This is a genomic window from Dickeya chrysanthemi NCPPB 402 (assembly GCF_000406105.1).
Taxonomy (GTDB): Bacteria; Pseudomonadota; Gammaproteobacteria; order Enterobacterales; family Enterobacteriaceae; genus Dickeya; species Dickeya chrysanthemi.
In genome coordinates, this window is the sequence record NZ_CM001974.1 from 3,211,447 (window position 1) to 3,227,409 (window position 15,963).

Here is a 15,963-nt window from a genome sequence, read left to right on the forward strand (position 1 = left end):
AAAACAGCATTTTAATTTAGAAGAAATAGCCAATATCGTAAGGATACATGAACGCGGTCGGGGCAGAAAAGCGGCTTCCTGCAACCGACAGGAAGCCGCCGGCAAGGCTCAGTGACGATTAGAAATCGACGTTAACGCCCAGTTGGAAGGTACGTCCCGGCATCACCGCCAGCTCGCGGTTGTAGCCATCCTGATTGGTGCTCAGCGTCAACTGGCGGCTACTCAGGTAGTCCCAGTATTTTCGGTCGGTCAGGTTATAGACGCCGCCGCTCAGCCGCACCGTCGGCAGTACGCGCCAGTAAGCGGTCAAATCCACCAGCCCGTAGCCCGGCACACGCATGTATTCGGCGGTTGAATCGGTCAGCGCCGCGCCGATATTGTTATAAGTCTGACTGTTGGTGGCGGTAGCGCGCTTACCTTTCTGGAAGGTGGCCGTGACGGCGGCACCGTAGCGGGTAACGTTGTTATTATTATGATTGCCGTGCTTTTGACGTTATCCGTGCGTCACCACTTAACGGCGCAACGCGACCTGCGGCGTACCGGTTTCGACGTGTCGGTTGACCCACACCTCCGCCTGATACCAGCGCTGAATCGCCTCCTCGGTCAACACCTGCGACGGCGCGCCTTCCGCCATGTTGCGCCCGCCCTGCATCACCAACACCCGATCGGCCCATAACGACGCCAGATTGAGATCGTGCAATACACAGCACACCGCCAGATTTCCTTGCGTGGTCAGTGATTTCAACAACCGTAACAGCCGTTGCTGATAGAACAAATCCAGCGCCGAGGTGGGTTCATCCAGAAACAGCCAGCCTTGCGGGCCGTCGTCTTGCCAGAGCTGGGCCAGCGCCTGCGCCAGCCGGACTCGCTGCTGCTCGCCGCCGGACAATTGCGGATACAACCGCCGGCGCAGAGGCTCGCAACCGGTCAGCGCCAGCACCGCAGACACCACGTCCGACTCCGGCGTATCACGCCAGGGGGTTCGGCCCATCGCCACCACCTCTTCCACCCGGAATGACGCGGTTAGCGTATTGTCCTGCCGCATCACCGCCCGCAGGCGCGACAGCGCGCCCGGCGACCAGCTTGCCAACGCACGGCCACCCAGTCGACACTCACCCCGTTGTGGGGTCAGGTAGCCGGTCAACAACCGCAACAAGGTGGATTTACCCGCACCGTTAGGCCCGATCAGCGCCACCAGTTCGCCGGGGTTCAGCGTCAGCGACACATCGTCAATCAGCAGCCGACCGGCATCCCCCCGGTAACTCAACTGCTGCGCCTCCAGTGGCGCAAAACGCGGTTCAGCCATGTTGCCGCCTCAGAATCAACCATAAAAACCAGGGGCCGCCGATCAGACTGGTGAGCAACCCCACCGGCATCTCCGCCGGCACCACCAGCGTGCGCGCCAGCGTATCCGCCAGCAACAGCAGCAACGCACCGCCCAGCGTCGCGCCCGGTAACAACCAGCGGTGATCCGCGCCCAGCAACAACCGCATCAGATGCGGCGTTATCAGGCCGACGAAAGCGATAATGCCGCTGACCGACACCGCCGCCGCCACCAGCACCGCGCACAGAATTACTACCCGGCGCCGGGTGCGGTGCACATCTACGCCAAGGTAGTGCGCTTCCTCATCGCCCAGTTGCAGCAAATTGAGCGGCGAAGCCAGCCGTTGCAGCCACCACACGCAGGGCACCACCAGCGACGCCACCGCCGCTACCGTTACCCACTGCGCCTGCCCCATGCTGCCCATGCCCCACAGCGACAACTGCCGCAGTTGCTGATCATTGCTGATCCACGCCAGCAGGCCGGTCGCAGCGCCGCCGATGGCGTTGATGGCAATGCCCACCAGCAGCAGGCGCGACAGGGAACGCTCCCCCGACAAACTCAGGGAGAACAGCAGCAGCATGATCAGCAGGCTACCGACAAAGGCCGCCAGCAACGGCAAGTACAGCGCCAGCAGTGTCGGCAACGCCAGCGGGAACAGTATCGCCAACGCCACGCCGACAGCCGCGCCGCTGCTGACGCCCAGCAACACCGGGTCCGCCAGCGGATTGCGGAACAGCCCCTGCATCCCGGCGCCGGACAGCGCCAGCGCCATTCCCACCAGCAACGCCAGCGCCACGCGCGGCAGACGAATATGTAGCCACACCTGCCACGCCATACTATCGAGCGGTTGGATCATTAACTGCGTCAATGACACCGACATTGCACCGCTGCCGGCGGCAATCACCGCCAGCAGCGCCAGCGCGCCCGCCATCGTCAACAACGTTAAACGCGGGGACGGACTCACTTCGCCGCATCCACGGCCTGACGCAGGCGCAGCAACGCTGCGGGCGTATCCAGACTAAAGCCCAGCAGCGCCATATCATCGACAACCAGTAACCGTTGGTGTTTGCCGGCCGGCGTCAACGCCAGCCCCGGCAGTTTCCACACGGCCGCCTCGCCGCCGAGGGATTGAGCGCCGTCGCTGGTAACCACCACCCAGTCCGGCTGGCTCGCCACCACGCCTTCCTGCGACAGCGGTTGATAACGGTTGAATCCTTGCATCGCGTTCTGTAATCCGGCGGCCCGGAACGCCGCATCTGCGGCAGTGCCCTGCCCGGCGGCCATCGCGTTCATGCCGCCATGACTGAGGATAAACAACATGCGAGCCGTCGACGGCTGGGACGGCACCGCCGCCAGTTGCTGCGCCACCTGTTGCACCAGCGCCTCACCGCGTGGCGCTACCCCCAACGCATCAGCGATCACCTGAATCTTTTCGCGAATAGCTTCAATCGCTTGCGGCGCCGGCACCGTCACCACGCGCACACCCCGACTGGCGACCTGTTCCAGCACGGTGGACGGTTGCGACAGTGCGCTGGCCAACACCAGCGTCGGCTGCATCGACAAAATGCCTTCCGCGTTTAGCTGACGCATGTAGCCGACATTCGGTAATGCTGTCGCCGCCTCCGGATGCAGACTGGTGCTGTCACGCGCCACGACTTTGTCGCCCGCCTGCAACGCAAACACAATCTGGGTAACATCACCGCCAATCGTGACTACCCGATCGGCAGCCAGCAACGACAGCGGCAGCCACAGCAACATCAAACACAGCGCTTTCATGCCGCCACCTCCGACGTCACCAGCGACATCACCTGCTCACGCCAGCGCGCCTGCTCCGGCTCCCCTTCCGAACGCTGACCAAACAATTGGGCGATCGGCGTGCCGTCGGCGGCGAACAATTCCAGGCTGGTGACGATGCCGTCTTGGGTCGGTTTACGGGTGACCCAGCTTTCAGCAATGGCCTCTTCTGCCAGATGCAGTGTGAAATCACGGTTGAAGACATTCAGCCAGTTTTCCAGCGGCGTCACGTTTTCGATCACGCCGGTGAAAATCTGCACGCAACCGCGGTTGCCGACAAAAACCATGATTTCGTTGCCCGCCTGCCGGGCGGTGTGCAGCAACGTTGCTAACGACTGATTACTCACCTGACAAGCCAGGTCATCGCTCACCGCACGAAACACCTGCGGACGCGTAACCTGATGCCGTTTGAGCAACGGGAAAAACTGGTGAACATCGGTCATCGCCCGCCACTCCTGCTCGATCTGCGCCGCATCCAGTGCGTCAGTCGGCGTTTCAAGCGGCACAGGCTGTAGCGCCAACGGCGGATTGTCCGCCAGCGTGAAGCTGTCAGTCAGCGCCTGCCAGACGGCCAGCTCGGTGTTGTCGGTGGCATAAACCTTCAGCACCGCATCGCCGTGACGATCAAAAAACTGAATGCTATGACGTTCGCCGCGCGCGGTCTGTTCCGTCAACGCAAATGCACTGTCCCACTGCTCGGGAAACAGGCGCAGGTCCAGCCCGCGTGGGTTGAGCACCAGACCGACGTGTTCGCCGATGCGCTGATTATGGTAAACCCCAACCTGTTCATGCACCGCGTACTCATTGCGGGTGATGGATTTGGTTTCGCCGACGGCCTCCAGCCCGGCCAGCAGTGCGCGCGTGTCGCCGGATAAACGGCGGGCATCATGCCCGACGCGCAGCGATGCCAGTTCCGCTTCACGAAGCCCCATCATTTGAGCCAAATCACGGGCATATTTGCGTGGATGTTCAACTTTCAGTTGCAGGTAGTGTGTGTAGTGATGCTGCATATGCCAAAAAACTCCCTCGACAGCGCCGTCCGCTGGCTACGGTATTGATGTGTGAATAGTCTACAAATATTAATAATAATTATTATCATTAACATCAAATGAAAACAAGACGTATTCGTAACAAAGGCATTACCAAATCATTACACTTAACAGGGATAAATCTGGGGTTACCCGGTCTCGGGATGGGAAATAAACCTACGTTTGAATCAATCGCCGTGCGGGAAACCCACTGCAGCCAACGCACCTGCAACGTGAAGTATGACGGGTATATTGATTACACGACGCTTTCGAAAAACGAAAGACGTCCTGACGTTCAGCAACTCACCAGTTTCAGCTCACGTATATCCAGATAATCGCCGACATTGGCCGTAGAAAGATTGAACGACAACGCAAACAGCCAGGCACTGCGCGGAATTTTCCAGATGGTGCCCGAGCTGCCCTTTTGCAATCGGTCACTGCTTTGAATGTAATCCTTGCCGTCACGAGTCAGGTCCATCATGACCGGCCCCGGGCCGTTTTCGCCGTAAGCATGGAGTGTTTTGGTAATCGCCACCTTGCCGACGACGGAGGTTTGCGCCTGCCAGATCACTCCGATTTGGTCATGCCCGTTCACCGGTATCAGAAACTGCACCTGTACGTTATCGCCGGCGGCGATTTTCACAAATCGGCCGTTATCTTCTTTAATATGCGCCGGATCGTAACGACAAGCGCAACCGGCAACCCCAGGGTAAACCAGCGTACTCCCGCTGTCGTTTAGCGCTATCAGCTCCGCCATCTGATTGGTAAAAATGAGATTATTTTTCCAGCAAGGGCGATTGGAGATCACACAGGAGGTCACATTGATACCGTCGGTGGCAAAGCGAATGTTGGCCAGCGTGGTTTGATAATCGAACGCCTGATCAAAAATGAGGTAGGGTTGTTCCGGATTCTGGCGTACAAAAATCGCCCCGCCGTTGAATACAAAGCTGGCGTTTTTTTCCTGAGCACCACCGCAGGCTGCTTACGCCTGACGTATTCGAAGTGGCCGTTGATTTCGACATGCCCTTCGTTAATCAAGGCGATCCCTTCGCAATAATCAAAACTCCCCGCCTGCCAATACACCACGCCGTCCGGGTTATCGATCTCAAAAGCGTAACCGCCGTTTTGCCAGATACAGCCGATAAACGTAAAACGCTCGTAGGAATCCGGCTGACGGGTCAGGTACAGCAGGCGATCACAGTTATTAAACCCACAGGAGAACCAGTTCCAACCCCAACCGCCGGCACCATTGGAAAACACCTTTCTGAACCCGGTAAAACGGCAGGAATAAATACTTAACAAACAGGACGCGTTACGGTTGGAATTATTTTCCGGGTTGTAGGCAAAAAACAGGTCTAAGGTTCTCTTTTCAGAAATAAAATGCACACCGGAAAAAAAACTGTCCACGATATTACTGTAAGCCGCATCCACATCCGGATTCCCGGTCACTACAATCGCATAGTTATCAAAATTACCTTTTTTAGTAAAAATAATTGTCAATGGGCCATGAATAGACACTTTTGACGCATCTATTTTTATCGTAGAAGAGACCAACACCACGCCCTGCAACATTAACCTGACTTTTTGCTGAGCATTTGATAAGGATTTAGATTGCTCCAGCATATCATTAAGAAGTGTCTGAAAAGATTCGGTAGAATCCTTCTTTCCGGAAAAATCGATATTGTAACGCGTAAGATCATTGGTAAACGAAATAGTATTATTATTCTGGGCGTTATTATCCTGCGGCGCAGCCGTAGAGCTCACTGCCCATGATGCCAGGCTGCCGGCCAGGAAATCTCTTCTGTTCATAGCAATCTCTCCGATATATATACCCGTCATACTTCAAGTTGCAGGTGCGTTGGCTTTCCTCGCTCACCCCAGTCACTTACTTGAGTAAGCTCCCGGGGATTCGCTGCGTCGCCGTCTTCCTGCAACTCGAATTATTTTGGGTATAAATTCATTACATTAAGAATAAAACCGGCATAATGGACGGTCGTTGTTTGATAACAAGCAGGATAAACAACCGCATCAATAAATGTCATAAACTTTCTGAAAAAATAATTAAAAATTCAATTCAACCTGCTTTATCATCGCTCATAATAAACATCAACTGAGATAGGGAGAGTTGAAAATTGAAAGCCGCCATAAAGTATGAACCTCTTTACTGGACAATGCTTTGCATTTTCCTGATACCACAGTTTGTGTTTGTATTTTTGCAACAATCTTCACTGGCGCCGGGCATGATGGTGGCAATCGTCCCCATTTATATTTACGGCCTTCGTTATATGAAAAATCTGGCATTTCCCAGTGGAAAAATCTTACTTTTCTCGATGGCGATATTTATATTACTGATGCAATCCGGTTATATCGCCGCGATGTATGACAATTACAAACCACTATTTACGTTACCGGCGCTCACTATTATTTTCCTAGGCGCCATACTGTTATCCAATCGCCTGTTGACGGTTCCACCCGCCAAGTTGGCTTCGGCTTTTCGCGCCGTGACTTATACCTTGTTGCTACTCGGCTGGATTTCGGTGATTCATCGCATTGATATCGGCAGCTATGCAGCCAAACCCAAAGCGGTATTCCCTTTCTCCGAAGAGAGCCATTACGCGTTGACTGTAGGTATCTTCGTCTGTGCCAGCGGCATTCTGATGAAAAACCGGGAGCGCGTGGTGTTGCTGGGCAACATGCTGTTGCAGGCGCTGATCTTCCCCAACCTGACGTTGCTGGTGTTCTGCATGATGGCGATTTTCGTCTTCTGGATGGCGCGCCGCATCACGCTGATGCTGACCATCATCGTGATATTAATCGCGGCGGTCTACGTGATGCTGACCTATTTTTCCGACCTGCCGGCCATCGCCTATTTTGGGTCACGGCTGGCTATCAACGACGATACCGATAACCTCACGACACTGGTATTCCTGCAGGGGCTGGACGACGCGAAAAACGCCTTGCTGGAGAGCCAGGGGATCGGGCTGGGGCTGCAAATGGCCGGAACCAACGGCGTCGGCAAATACGGTTATGTTATCCAGTCGCTTGCCGGCAGTGATTTCAACCGTAACGACGGCGGCTTTTTAGCATCGAAAATCGTCAGCGAATTCGGCGCCATAGGCCTGCTGCTGAGCACCGGCTATCTGTTGATACTGAAAAAAGCCGTCAGTACCATCAACCGCATCCGTGATAATACCGATACTGAATCGACGCTGCTGAAGATCGCCATGGCGGTGGTGATCGCCTACGCCGTCGAATTCTTCCTGCGTGGTTATGGGTACTTCTCACCCGGTTTATTCCTGTTCGTCACCATGATGATGGTCAGCAGTACGTTGTATCGTCGGCAAAGCCGTGTAGCGCTCCCGCCGGCGTCATCTCCACTCCCGCATCAACCCTGATCGAACCCGCGCCGCCGGCAAAATCGGCGGCGCGGCGTGTTAACGGGTGACGTTTATTGCAGCGCTGATACTTGCGTGGTCCGCCATTATTCCCGTTCAACCATGTTGTACAGCACATCGCGCCGATCCAGCATCTGGCCGCCATCGCGAGTCAGCGGCACCCAGCCGATGGAACCGCGGCGCGTCGTCGGCGAACTGAACAGCAAATCAAACGGAATGGTAAAGTAGATCCCTTTGGTGAAGCTGCCTTCACCATACTCGCTGGCGCTGACATTGGTGACGGTGGCGAAAGCGCCGGCGACAATCCCGCTGTCGAAGCGGCGCGACAGATCCAACGTAACGCCTTTATCGCCCGCCAGATAGCGCCCGACGCTGATTTTCGCCAGCCCGCCTTTGACAAACGGCAACGACCAGTAAGTCGTGAGGTGGCCGGTGGTGACGCTGTAATCCCTCAGGCGCTGCGGGGAGTCCCAGTCTCGCTGCTTGACGTAGTTAACATCCATCCCTACCGCCCAATTGCTGCCGAACGGCCGATACAACACCTCGCCACCGACCCCGGCGTACATCATTTCCAGATAACCGCCATAGACCTGGGTATACCAGTCGCGCGCGGGGTGATCGTAACGAGACAATTGCAGATTGGTCAGCAAGACATCCGATGCCGTGACATACTCGCGAATATGGGTGCGAACCCTCGGCAGCGCTGCGCCATCCTGCGGCGGCGATTTGAAGTTGAACTGATCATAGTTGTTGAGCAGGTTGACGTTCACCGTACCGCCCAATCGCCAGTTATCCGTAATGCGGTAATCCGCACTGGCGTTGGCCGACAACTGGTACATATAAAACGATTCCGGGCCGCCGAACGACTGCTGCAACGCGGGGTCGATGCCGTAGGAGAGGCGCGGCGGTTCGGTATGCAGCACCTGACGACCGTGTGGTGCCGACAGCGGCTCCGTACGATACGGATTCGGCTCATCCAGCCCCAACGGCGTGCCGCCGGATTCCAACTGGCGGAACCCTGCCGCATCGACATGGGTGCTGGCGGTAGTCAGCGGGCCGCTACGCGTCACGATATGGTAGTCGGTGACGTTGTCCGGCAGATTATTCGCCAGCACCGTCGCCGCCCGGCGGCTGGCGTCGGCGTCATCAGGGTATTTGTACTGATCAGCCACCACTGTGACCTGATTATCGTCCGCATAAATATCCGGCTGTGCAAAACCGGCTTTGTCATCCAGTTCGCGGGAAATGCGCTGCCAGTCGGTACCGCCCCGGCTATTCTTCGCCGGCAAGTACACCGGCGGCTCATCATCCGGGTGCTGTGGCCTGATATGATTGAAGTTGGTACGCAGTGTAAATCCCCACATCAGCGTATTGCCGCGCTCCCACGACAGCGACGTATCCAGCCAGTCGGTAGCACGGTACACCAGGCCGACGTTAACCGGCGAATCCTGCTTGATATGCTGCGATACCGGTCGCGTTAGATCCGCCGCCTCCTGACTATAATCATTGCCGTCATACTCCAGCTTGACCCGTAGCGGATCCCACGGCGTTTGGTATTCCAGCCCGGCAAACAGCGCCGCCGGCCCGTGGAAAAAGTTCTTCACCGCGAACTGTCCGGTGGTGGTCGAGGCCGTGCGGGTACAGAATCCCGACGCCAGCCGACAGGCCGGGTTGGTGATATTGCCGCTCTGCGCCATGTTGCCCCACCCCATACCCAGCGTGAAATCAAACGGCCCCCAGCGCTTGCTGGCTACCAGATATTCGCTGTCGAACAAGCCGGTACCGGCGATATCGCGCAAACCAAGCGACACCTGCGGCAGCCAGCGGCTTTCCTGCCACAGACGCGCTTTGACGTCAAAGCTCTTATCTTTGTAGGTCTGGTTGCCGCTGAAGCCGGGCGAGTTGCTGTAAGGCCGGGTACGGATATCGGTATAACGCAGCGTCGCCTCCAGCCAGTCGAGCGGCTGCAACGAAATGGCATAACGGCGATACTCCTGATTATCACGATAGCTGGCGCTAAATTCGCCGTTATCCGCCATACGCGCCGTCGGCATCTGCCATAACCCGACGCCGCCGACATCCATCTGCGACACGCCGGCGGGCTGATAATAACCGCTGCGATTCGCCGCATCCTGGTTATTCGCTTCAGCCGCCCAGATCGACGACGCCCCTAATGTGCCGCCAATCGCCAGCGACAGACAGCTCAGTTTAAACGTTCTGTTGTTAGCCATTAGTGTGGAATCCGGTTGGCAAGATAGTCGGCAATCTGCTCATTCAGAGAGGTGAAACCCTCAGGCAGAATGGAAGGGTCAAAACCGATAAACAGCGTTTCTCCCGCCGCCGGTTCATGGTGCCGGCGGTTCCAGACAGCCAGCGGGACTTTGCGCCAGTGACCCTCACCCGAGATGAGGTAACCGTCGCGGCTATCGCCGCCTGGCAAAAAACGCCGTCTGCCGATGTACTGTTCGACTGACCAGCCGGGTTGCAGATCAATATCCTTGAACACATGCGGCGTGCCGATATCGATACCTGTACTGATTAACCCAAACAGAAAAAACTGCTGACGGTAAGGGGACAGATAGAGGGTATAATTCCCCACCAATGGGCGATTATCCCGCTGAGAAAGGCGCACGATGTCTGGGTCGATACTGGTTCGGATCCGGCCGACGGTGTTCACCTGTTTCAGTGCCTGCGCCATATACCAGGCAGCGATCGCCCAGTCGCCATCGCCCTCGACCTGCCAGACCAGTTGCAACTGATAGAGCCGGGCCTGCAATTTTTCGCCCTTTTCTCTGACTTTTTCCGTCACCAGTTCGTTGGTGAGTAACGCAGTTTGCCAGTTGACCTTATCCGGAAAAGCCATCTGACCGTAGAACTGCTCCAGACGGGTGCCGTCCTTCAGCACCACGGCAGGCAAGGTTTCGCCTGCATACTTTACCGTTAACTGCGCCGCCCCTGATGTTCCGGCCACCAGCAATAACAAGGCAGCCAATCGATTGAATGACAACATAAAATTACCTTATTGACTGTATGGCTTAAGAACAGTGAACTGCACCAGAGCCATGTTTGGCCCCATATACTGATAGCTTTGGATGACCTGACCGGAAGTCGGGTCCAGCCAGTATTGATTGGTATAGCGTTTGCCCAGTGCCGGCACGGTTACCTGCTCGTCGAAACGTACGGCTTGTCTCGGCGTGTTCAGTATCGTTAGGGTCTCTGTGCCCTTATTCTCGAATACCGATTGCAGGTCATAACCGCCACGCAGTACCTGCGACCAACTGACGATGGTGCGCCATTGCTTCGGGGTACCGGGTTTCAGCAAACCGAGACTGAGCGGGTCGGTGTCCAGTTGGGTGACCTGTTGAATGTCTTCACCCAACCCTTGCGTTTTCACCAGTCGCCCAAAATGGGTGGTCACGCTACTTTTATCCGCCGTCACCCACTGCAATTGCTGATTGTCGGCAAACGCCAGCACCACAAACGCGCGCGGCGCCTTACCCACTTTCAGATACGCTGAAGCATAGGGAAGCTGCTCCACCTGTTGCGGCGTCATGCTGACGTCTTGCCCTCCCCACAACGCCAACCGAAAGTCCCGGCCCAGTTGACTGAGTTGCTGAGAACACCCTGTAAGCCCTGACATGAAGAAAATGGCCACCAACATCCGAAACAAAGCTAACTCAAGGATTTTTTTCATTGTTCGGGTTCTCGCCTGAACATCCTGAAGCAGAAAAAAGGCCACCGGAGTGGCCTTGGTTATTAGCCCATCATTAACCGCGCGTTGACGTCACGGTTGAGGTGCTGGTTCCAGTGGTGCTAGTGGCGGTGCTGGTCACCGCAGAAACAAGGCCTGACACGATTGCACGACTAGCCGTGTACCCATTTGGGGTTACCGACCCGCGTGCCGCGTTGGACGCCTGAACACCCGCAGCTTTGGCAGGCGGATCAGCGGCAAGCGCAGCCACAGGTAGCACGGCAACAGCCAGCACCAGGGTTGCTAACGTTTTCTTCATCATTACCATTTCCTTTTATTTCCCGTTGAAGGACATAGGGCAAGGAGCCGCTGAGAATAGGCTCCTGCCCACGACTGGCTGAATTAATCAGCCAGGTTGGATCTTCCTCATCGCTTGTGAAGTAATTATTTCAATTTATCCTTTATGAAATAACCGCCAGCGAACAGGAAGGCTCCGAACCAAGATTCGGATAAAGAATAAGAAAAGCAAGATTGTGCGAGTAAGGAAATAAGACAAGTCGCAAGAACGTTATATTTTCCTCATTAGTTACAATGAGATGAAATATTATCGGAAAAGTCTTAGTTATTTACGGTGAGATATTGAGAAAGAAAAACCGGATATTTCCATCCGGTTTTTAGATAAGAAAAATATTTCAGAATATTATTCCATCCATTCGGTATGGAATACGCCTTCTTTATCAATACGTTTATAGGTATGCGCGCCGAAATAATCGCGCTGAGCCTGAATCAGATTAGCCGGTAATACCGCGGAGCGATAGCTATCATAATAAGCGATTGCCGCCGAGAAGGTTGGCGTCGGGATCCCCTGTTGTACCGCATAAGACACCACATCACGCAGCGCTTGCTGGTATTCGTCGGCGACCTGACGGAAGTACGGCGCCAGCAGCAGATTGGCGATGTCGGCGTTTTCGGCGTAAGCATCGGTGATCGTCTGCAAGAACTGCGCACGGATAATACAACCGGCACGGAAGATCCTGGCGATTTCGCCGTAGTTCAGATTCCAGCTGTTTTCGTCAGACGCGGCTTTCAACTGAGAGAAACCCTGCGCGTAGGAGACGATTTTGCCCAGATACAGCGCACGGCGCACTTTTTCAACGAACTCGGCTTTATCGCCGTTGAACGCCTGCGCTACCGGGCCGCTCAGCACTTTAGACGCTGCGACGCGCTGGTTTTTCAGCGAGGACAGGTAACGCGCGAACACCGACTCGGTAATCAGAGACAGCGGTTCGCCCAGATCCAGCGAGCTCTGGCTGGTCCATTTACCGGTGCCCTTGTTGGCGGCTTCATCCAGAATCACGTCGACCAGGTATTTCCCTTCTTCGTCTTTCTTGGTGAAGATATCGGCGGTGATTTCGATCAGGTAGCTGCTCAGCTCGCCCTTGTTCCACTCGGAGAAGGTGCTCGCCAGTTCTTCGTTGGAAAGCCCCAACGCCTGCTTCAGCAACGCGTAGGCTTCAGCGATCAACTGCATGTCGCCGTATTCGATGCCGTTGTGCACCATTTTCACGTAGTGACCGGCACCGTCTGCGCCAATATAGGCCACACAAGGTTCGCCTTCGGCACGAGCAGCAATCTGCTGCAGGATAGGCGCCACCAGCTCATAGGCTTCTTTCTGGCCGCCCGGCATAATAGACGGGCCCTTCAGAGCGCCTTCCTCGCCGCCGGACACGCCGGTGCCGATGAAGTTAAACCCTTCGGCAGACAGTTCACGGTTACGACGGATAGTGTCTTTATAGAACGTGTTACCGCCGTCGATCAGGATGTCGCCTTTTTCCAGATACGGTTTCAGTGACTCAATCGTTTTATCCGTCGCTTCACCCGCTTTAACCATCAACAGGATGCGGCGCGGTTTTTCCAGAGATTCAACAAACTCTTCAACGGTGTAGCACGGCACCAGTTTTTTCCCTGGGTTCTCGGCAATCACCTCATCCGTTTTGTCTGCGGAACGGTTAAAGATGGAAACGGTATAGCCGCGGCTTTCAATATTGAGCGCCAGATTGCGCCCCATGACCGCCATACCGACAACGCCAATTTGCTGTTTGGACATTAAAACAACTCCTGTCTGAAGGTAACCTGCCTGCGGCTGCTTGCGCCCCAGGCAACAAAAAGCAGGCCGACATGGTAACCCAGCTAACGGCTGAGTGGGTAGTTATTGGTGCGACAAGGGATCTGGTAGGTGTTCAGCCACAGAGGATAATTTTGTGCGAATCAAAAAAACAAAAGCAATACAATAAATTATCTAACTATTAATGACGGCGCTAACCGCTAACAATGCTAACCGCTAACAATGTGCGATAGTCAGAAAAAACCCGATAACACCGGCGTGTTATCGGGCATCAGGCACGGCTTAATATTTCTCCAGCAATGCCTTGATTTTGGTTTTGAAGGCATCGCCCAGTTCCGGATTACGCAGGCCGTAGGAGACAAACGCCTGCACATAACCCATCTTCCGGCCGCAGTTAAAGCTGCGTCCCGTCATCTGAACCGCATCCACCTGCTGGGTTTTGATAAGCTCAGCGATAGCGTCGGTCAGTTGGATACGCCCCCACGCGCCCGCCACGATGTTTTCCAGAATCGGCCAGGCTTCGGCCGTCAGCACATAACGGCCAACCGCAGACAGGTCCGAGCCTTCCACCGGCGCCAGTTCCGGTTTCTCAATCATGGAGGTAATCGCCGATGCATCGCCCGCCTGATTCAGCGGCTTCTCGCATTCCACGATGGAGTATTCCGGCAAGACTTCGTATGGGCGGTGTTTTACCAGCACCTGGCTGTGGCCAGTTTCTTCAAAACGGGAAATCAGCAGCGCCAGATTGTCTTTTGACTGATCGGCGGAGCTGTCGTCCATCACCACATCCGGCAGCACCACCACAAACGGCGCGTTGCCGACAATCGGGTGAGCGCAGGACACCGCGTGCCCCAGGCCCAGCGTCTGCCCCTGACGCACGTTCATGATGGTCACGCCCGGCGGGCAAATGGACTTAACTTCCGCCAGTAACTGGCGTTTGGCGCGCTCTTCCAGCATCGATTCCAGCTCGAAAGAGGTATCAAAATGGTTTTCAATGGCGTTTTTAGAGGCGTGCGTCACCAGCACAATCTCTTTAATCCCCGCATTGACGCACTCGTTGACAATCTTTTCGATGACCGGCCGATCAACCAACGGAAGCATCTCTTTCGGAATCGCTTTGGTAACCGGCAACAAATTCATCCCTAAGCCGGCAACGGGGATAATCGCTTTTAATGCTGTCATTTCGTATTCTCTCAAAAACGTGCTGCTGTTTTCCGCGACGAGGCAACGACCGCGCCACATTGATTTTTCTGGCGCAAGAATACACCTAATCAGCCCCAAAGAGATCGCGGGTATACACTTTTTCCATTACATCAGACAATTCCGGCGCCATTCGGTTCGACAAAATCACGTCGGACATCTGTTTGAATTCATCCAGATTATGAATCACTCGGGAGCGGAAGAACTCCGACTCTTTCAACGCGGGTTCATACACCACCACGTCGATGCCTTTAGCCTTAATACGCTTCATCACCCCTTGAATCGCGGAGGCGCGGAAATTGTCGGACCCGGTTTTCATCACCAGCCGGTAAATCCCCACCACCTTCGGATTACGCCTGATCACTGAATCGGCGATGAAATCCTTACGGGTGGTGTTGGCATCGACAATCGCCCGAATCAGGTTGTTCGGCACCGATTCGTAGTTAGCCAGCAACTGCTTGGTATCTTTCGGCAGGCAGTAACCGCCATAACCGAACGACGGGTTGTTGTAGTGCTGACCAATTCGCGGATCCAACCCGACGCCTTCGATGATCTGCTTGCTATCCAGCCCCAGAGTCTGAGCATAGGTATCCAGTTCGTTAAAGTAGGCCACGCGCATCGCCAGGTAGGTATTGGCGAACAGTTTGATCGCTTCGGCTTCGGTCAAACCGGTAAACAGCACCGGAATATTGGTTTTGATGGCGCCGTCCACCAACAGGCGAGCAAACCGCTCGGCACGTTCGGAACGCTCGCCCACCACGATACGGGACGGATACAGATTGTCGTACAGCGCTCGGCCTTCACGCAGGAACTCCGGCGAGAAGATGATATTTTCGGTGCCGAACTGCTCGCGAACCTGAGCGGTATACCCCACCGGGATAGTAGATTTGATGATCATCACGGCGTCGGGGTTGACCTCCAGCACCTTACCGATCACCGCTTCCACCGAGCGGGTGTTGAAGTAATTGGTTTTCGGATCGTAATCCGTCGGGGTGGCGATAATAACGAACTCCGCGCCCTGATAGGCGGACTCGGCATCCAGCGTGGCGCGAAAATTCAGCGCCGGGTTGCGCAGATAAGCTTCGATTTCCTTATCCACAATCGGGGAGATGCCTTTGTTCAGCATGTCCACTTTTTCGGCGACGATATCCACCGCGACCACTTCATTATGCTGCGCCAGCAGCATGGCGTTGGACAAGCCAACATAACCGGTACCCGCAATTGCAATTTTCATCATCTGTCCATCATCCTACCGGGTAACACACTGTACCCGTTCCAGAACACCGGCAAAGCCGCGAAGACGCCGGCCGCCGTCTTCCCCCCTCAACCTTAGGTTGCAGATGCGTGGTTCGACATGCAGACGTAGCCCGGCACCCCGAACACGTGGGGGATTCTCTTTAATTTAT

The 15,963-nt window shown here is 55.3% G+C and carries 13 protein-coding genes and 1 pseudogene; 1 reads left to right on the top strand and 13 read right to left on the bottom strand.

Translation table 11 applies throughout. The features are described 5' to 3' along the window. Positions 1 to 118 precede the first annotated feature (118 nt). From DCH402_RS14060 to DCH402_RS14085, 7 genes and pseudogenes are all read right to left on the bottom strand, one after another. Positions 119 to 451, bottom strand: a pseudogene (locus DCH402_RS14060) (TonB-dependent receptor); the annotation flags it as partial. A gap of 60 nt (positions 452 to 511) precedes the next feature. Next, positions 512 to 1,306, bottom strand: coding sequence for a heme ABC transporter ATP-binding protein (locus DCH402_RS14065; protein WP_040001802.1), 795 nt, complete (start codon positions 1,304 to 1,306; stop codon positions 512 to 514). Beyond that, positions 1,299 to 2,255, bottom strand: a complete 957-nt coding sequence (locus DCH402_RS14070) for a FecCD family ABC transporter permease (RefSeq protein ID WP_050583372.1) — start codon at positions 2,253 to 2,255, stop codon at positions 1,299 to 1,301. Before DCH402_RS14070 ends, DCH402_RS14065 begins: the two co-directional genes overlap by 8 nt. A 29-nt stretch (positions 2,256 to 2,284) precedes the next feature. Next, the gene (locus DCH402_RS14075; RefSeq protein ID WP_040001804.1) at positions 2,285 to 3,100 is read right to left on the bottom strand and encodes a heme/hemin ABC transporter substrate-binding protein; all 816 of its coding nucleotides are present in this window, start codon (positions 3,098 to 3,100) and stop codon (positions 2,285 to 2,287) included. After that, complete coding sequence (locus DCH402_RS14080; RefSeq protein WP_040001806.1) at positions 3,097 to 4,128, bottom strand: hemin-degrading factor; 1,032 nt, start codon at positions 4,126 to 4,128, stop codon at positions 3,097 to 3,099. The genes DCH402_RS14075 and DCH402_RS14080 overlap by 4 nt, the downstream gene beginning before the upstream one ends. 313 nt (positions 4,129 to 4,441) lie before the next feature. Then, on the bottom strand, positions 4,442 to 4,966 hold the full coding sequence (locus DCH402_RS23155; RefSeq protein ID WP_233276288.1) for a hypothetical protein: 525 nt from the start codon (positions 4,964 to 4,966) through the stop codon (positions 4,442 to 4,444). Then, positions 4,963 to 5,955: a hypothetical protein gene (locus tag DCH402_RS14085; RefSeq protein ID WP_233276289.1), complete on the bottom strand. Its 993-nt coding sequence runs from the start codon at positions 5,953 to 5,955 to the stop codon at positions 4,963 to 4,965. The genes DCH402_RS23155 and DCH402_RS14085 overlap by 4 nt, the downstream gene beginning before the upstream one ends. Before the next feature lie 476 nt (positions 5,956 to 6,431). On the opposite strand from DCH402_RS14085, the gene DCH402_RS14090 reads away from it, so the two are divergent. Continuing rightward, a complete protein-coding gene (locus DCH402_RS14090) occupies positions 6,432 to 7,541 on the top strand; it encodes a hypothetical protein (RefSeq protein ID WP_233276290.1) in 1,110 nt (369 codons plus the stop codon). Positions 7,542 to 7,627: 86 nt separating this feature from the next. Here the strand turns inward: DCH402_RS14090 and DCH402_RS14095 are convergent, their stop codons facing one another. The 6 genes from DCH402_RS14095 to DCH402_RS14125 form a co-directional block, all read right to left on the bottom strand. Then, the gene (locus DCH402_RS14095) at positions 7,628 to 9,772 is read right to left on the bottom strand and encodes a YjbH domain-containing protein (RefSeq protein ID WP_040001811.1); all 2,145 of its coding nucleotides are present in this window, start codon (positions 9,770 to 9,772) and stop codon (positions 7,628 to 7,630) included. Beyond that, a complete protein-coding gene (locus DCH402_RS14100) occupies positions 9,772 to 10,551 on the bottom strand; it encodes a capsule biosynthesis GfcC D2 domain-containing protein (protein WP_040001813.1) in 780 nt (259 codons plus the stop codon). The genes DCH402_RS14095 and DCH402_RS14100 overlap by 1 nt, the downstream gene beginning before the upstream one ends. A gap of 9 nt (positions 10,552 to 10,560) precedes the next feature. Next, on the bottom strand, positions 10,561 to 11,181 hold the full coding sequence (locus DCH402_RS14105) for a YjbF family lipoprotein (protein ID WP_324607067.1): 621 nt from the start codon (positions 11,179 to 11,181) through the stop codon (positions 10,561 to 10,563). Positions 11,182 to 11,932: 751 nt separating this feature from the next. Continuing rightward, positions 11,933 to 13,339, bottom strand: coding sequence for an NADP-dependent phosphogluconate dehydrogenase (gene gndA / locus DCH402_RS14115; RefSeq protein WP_027712663.1), 1,407 nt, complete (start codon positions 13,337 to 13,339; stop codon positions 11,933 to 11,935). A 300-nt stretch (positions 13,340 to 13,639) separates the two neighbouring features. Beyond that, positions 13,640 to 14,539, bottom strand: coding sequence for a sugar phosphate nucleotidyltransferase (locus DCH402_RS14120; RefSeq protein WP_012883974.1), 900 nt, complete (start codon positions 14,537 to 14,539; stop codon positions 13,640 to 13,642). 85 nt (positions 14,540 to 14,624) lie between these two features. Beyond that, positions 14,625 to 15,791: a nucleotide sugar dehydrogenase gene (locus tag DCH402_RS14125; RefSeq protein ID WP_040003616.1), complete on the bottom strand. Its 1,167-nt coding sequence runs from the start codon at positions 15,789 to 15,791 to the stop codon at positions 14,625 to 14,627. Between the last annotated feature and the right edge of the window lie 172 nt (positions 15,792 to 15,963).

Coding starts and splice junctions, on each gene's coding strand:
- DCH402_RS14065 (WP_040001802.1), bottom strand. CDS start 1,306: ATGGCTGAACCGCGTTTTGCGCCACTGGAGGCGCAGCAGTTGAGTTAC.
- DCH402_RS14075 (WP_040001804.1), bottom strand. CDS start 3,100: ATGAAAGCGCTGTGTTTGATGTTGCTGTGGCTGCCGCTGTCGTTGCTG.
- DCH402_RS14100 (WP_040001813.1), bottom strand. CDS start 10,551: ATGTTGTCATTCAATCGATTGGCTGCCTTGTTATTGCTGGTGGCCGGA.
- DCH402_RS14125 (WP_040003616.1), bottom strand. CDS start 15,791: ATGAAAATTGCAATTGCGGGTACCGGTTATGTTGGCTTGTCCAACGCC.
- gndA (WP_027712663.1), bottom strand. CDS start 13,339: ATGTCCAAACAGCAAATTGGCGTTGTCGGTATGGCGGTCATGGGGCGC.
- DCH402_RS14090 (WP_233276290.1), top strand. CDS start 6,432: ATGAAAAATCTGGCATTTCCCAGTGGAAAAATCTTACTTTTCTCGATG.
- DCH402_RS14085 (WP_233276289.1), bottom strand. CDS start 5,955: ATGAACAGAAGAGATTTCCTGGCCGGCAGCCTGGCATCATGGGCAGTG.
- DCH402_RS14095 (WP_040001811.1), bottom strand. CDS start 9,772: ATGGCTAACAACAGAACGTTTAAACTGAGCTGTCTGTCGCTGGCGATT.
- DCH402_RS14080 (WP_040001806.1), bottom strand. CDS start 4,128: ATGCAGCATCACTACACACACTACCTGCAACTGAAAGTTGAACATCCA.
- DCH402_RS14105 (WP_324607067.1), bottom strand. CDS start 11,181: ATGTCAGGGCTTACAGGGTGTTCTCAGCAACTCAGTCAACTGGGCCGG.
- DCH402_RS14070 (WP_050583372.1), bottom strand. CDS start 2,255: ATGGCGGGCGCGCTGGCGCTGCTGGCGGTGATTGCCGCCGGCAGCGGT.
- DCH402_RS14120 (WP_012883974.1), bottom strand. CDS start 14,539: ATGACAGCATTAAAAGCGATTATCCCCGTTGCCGGCTTAGGGATGAAT.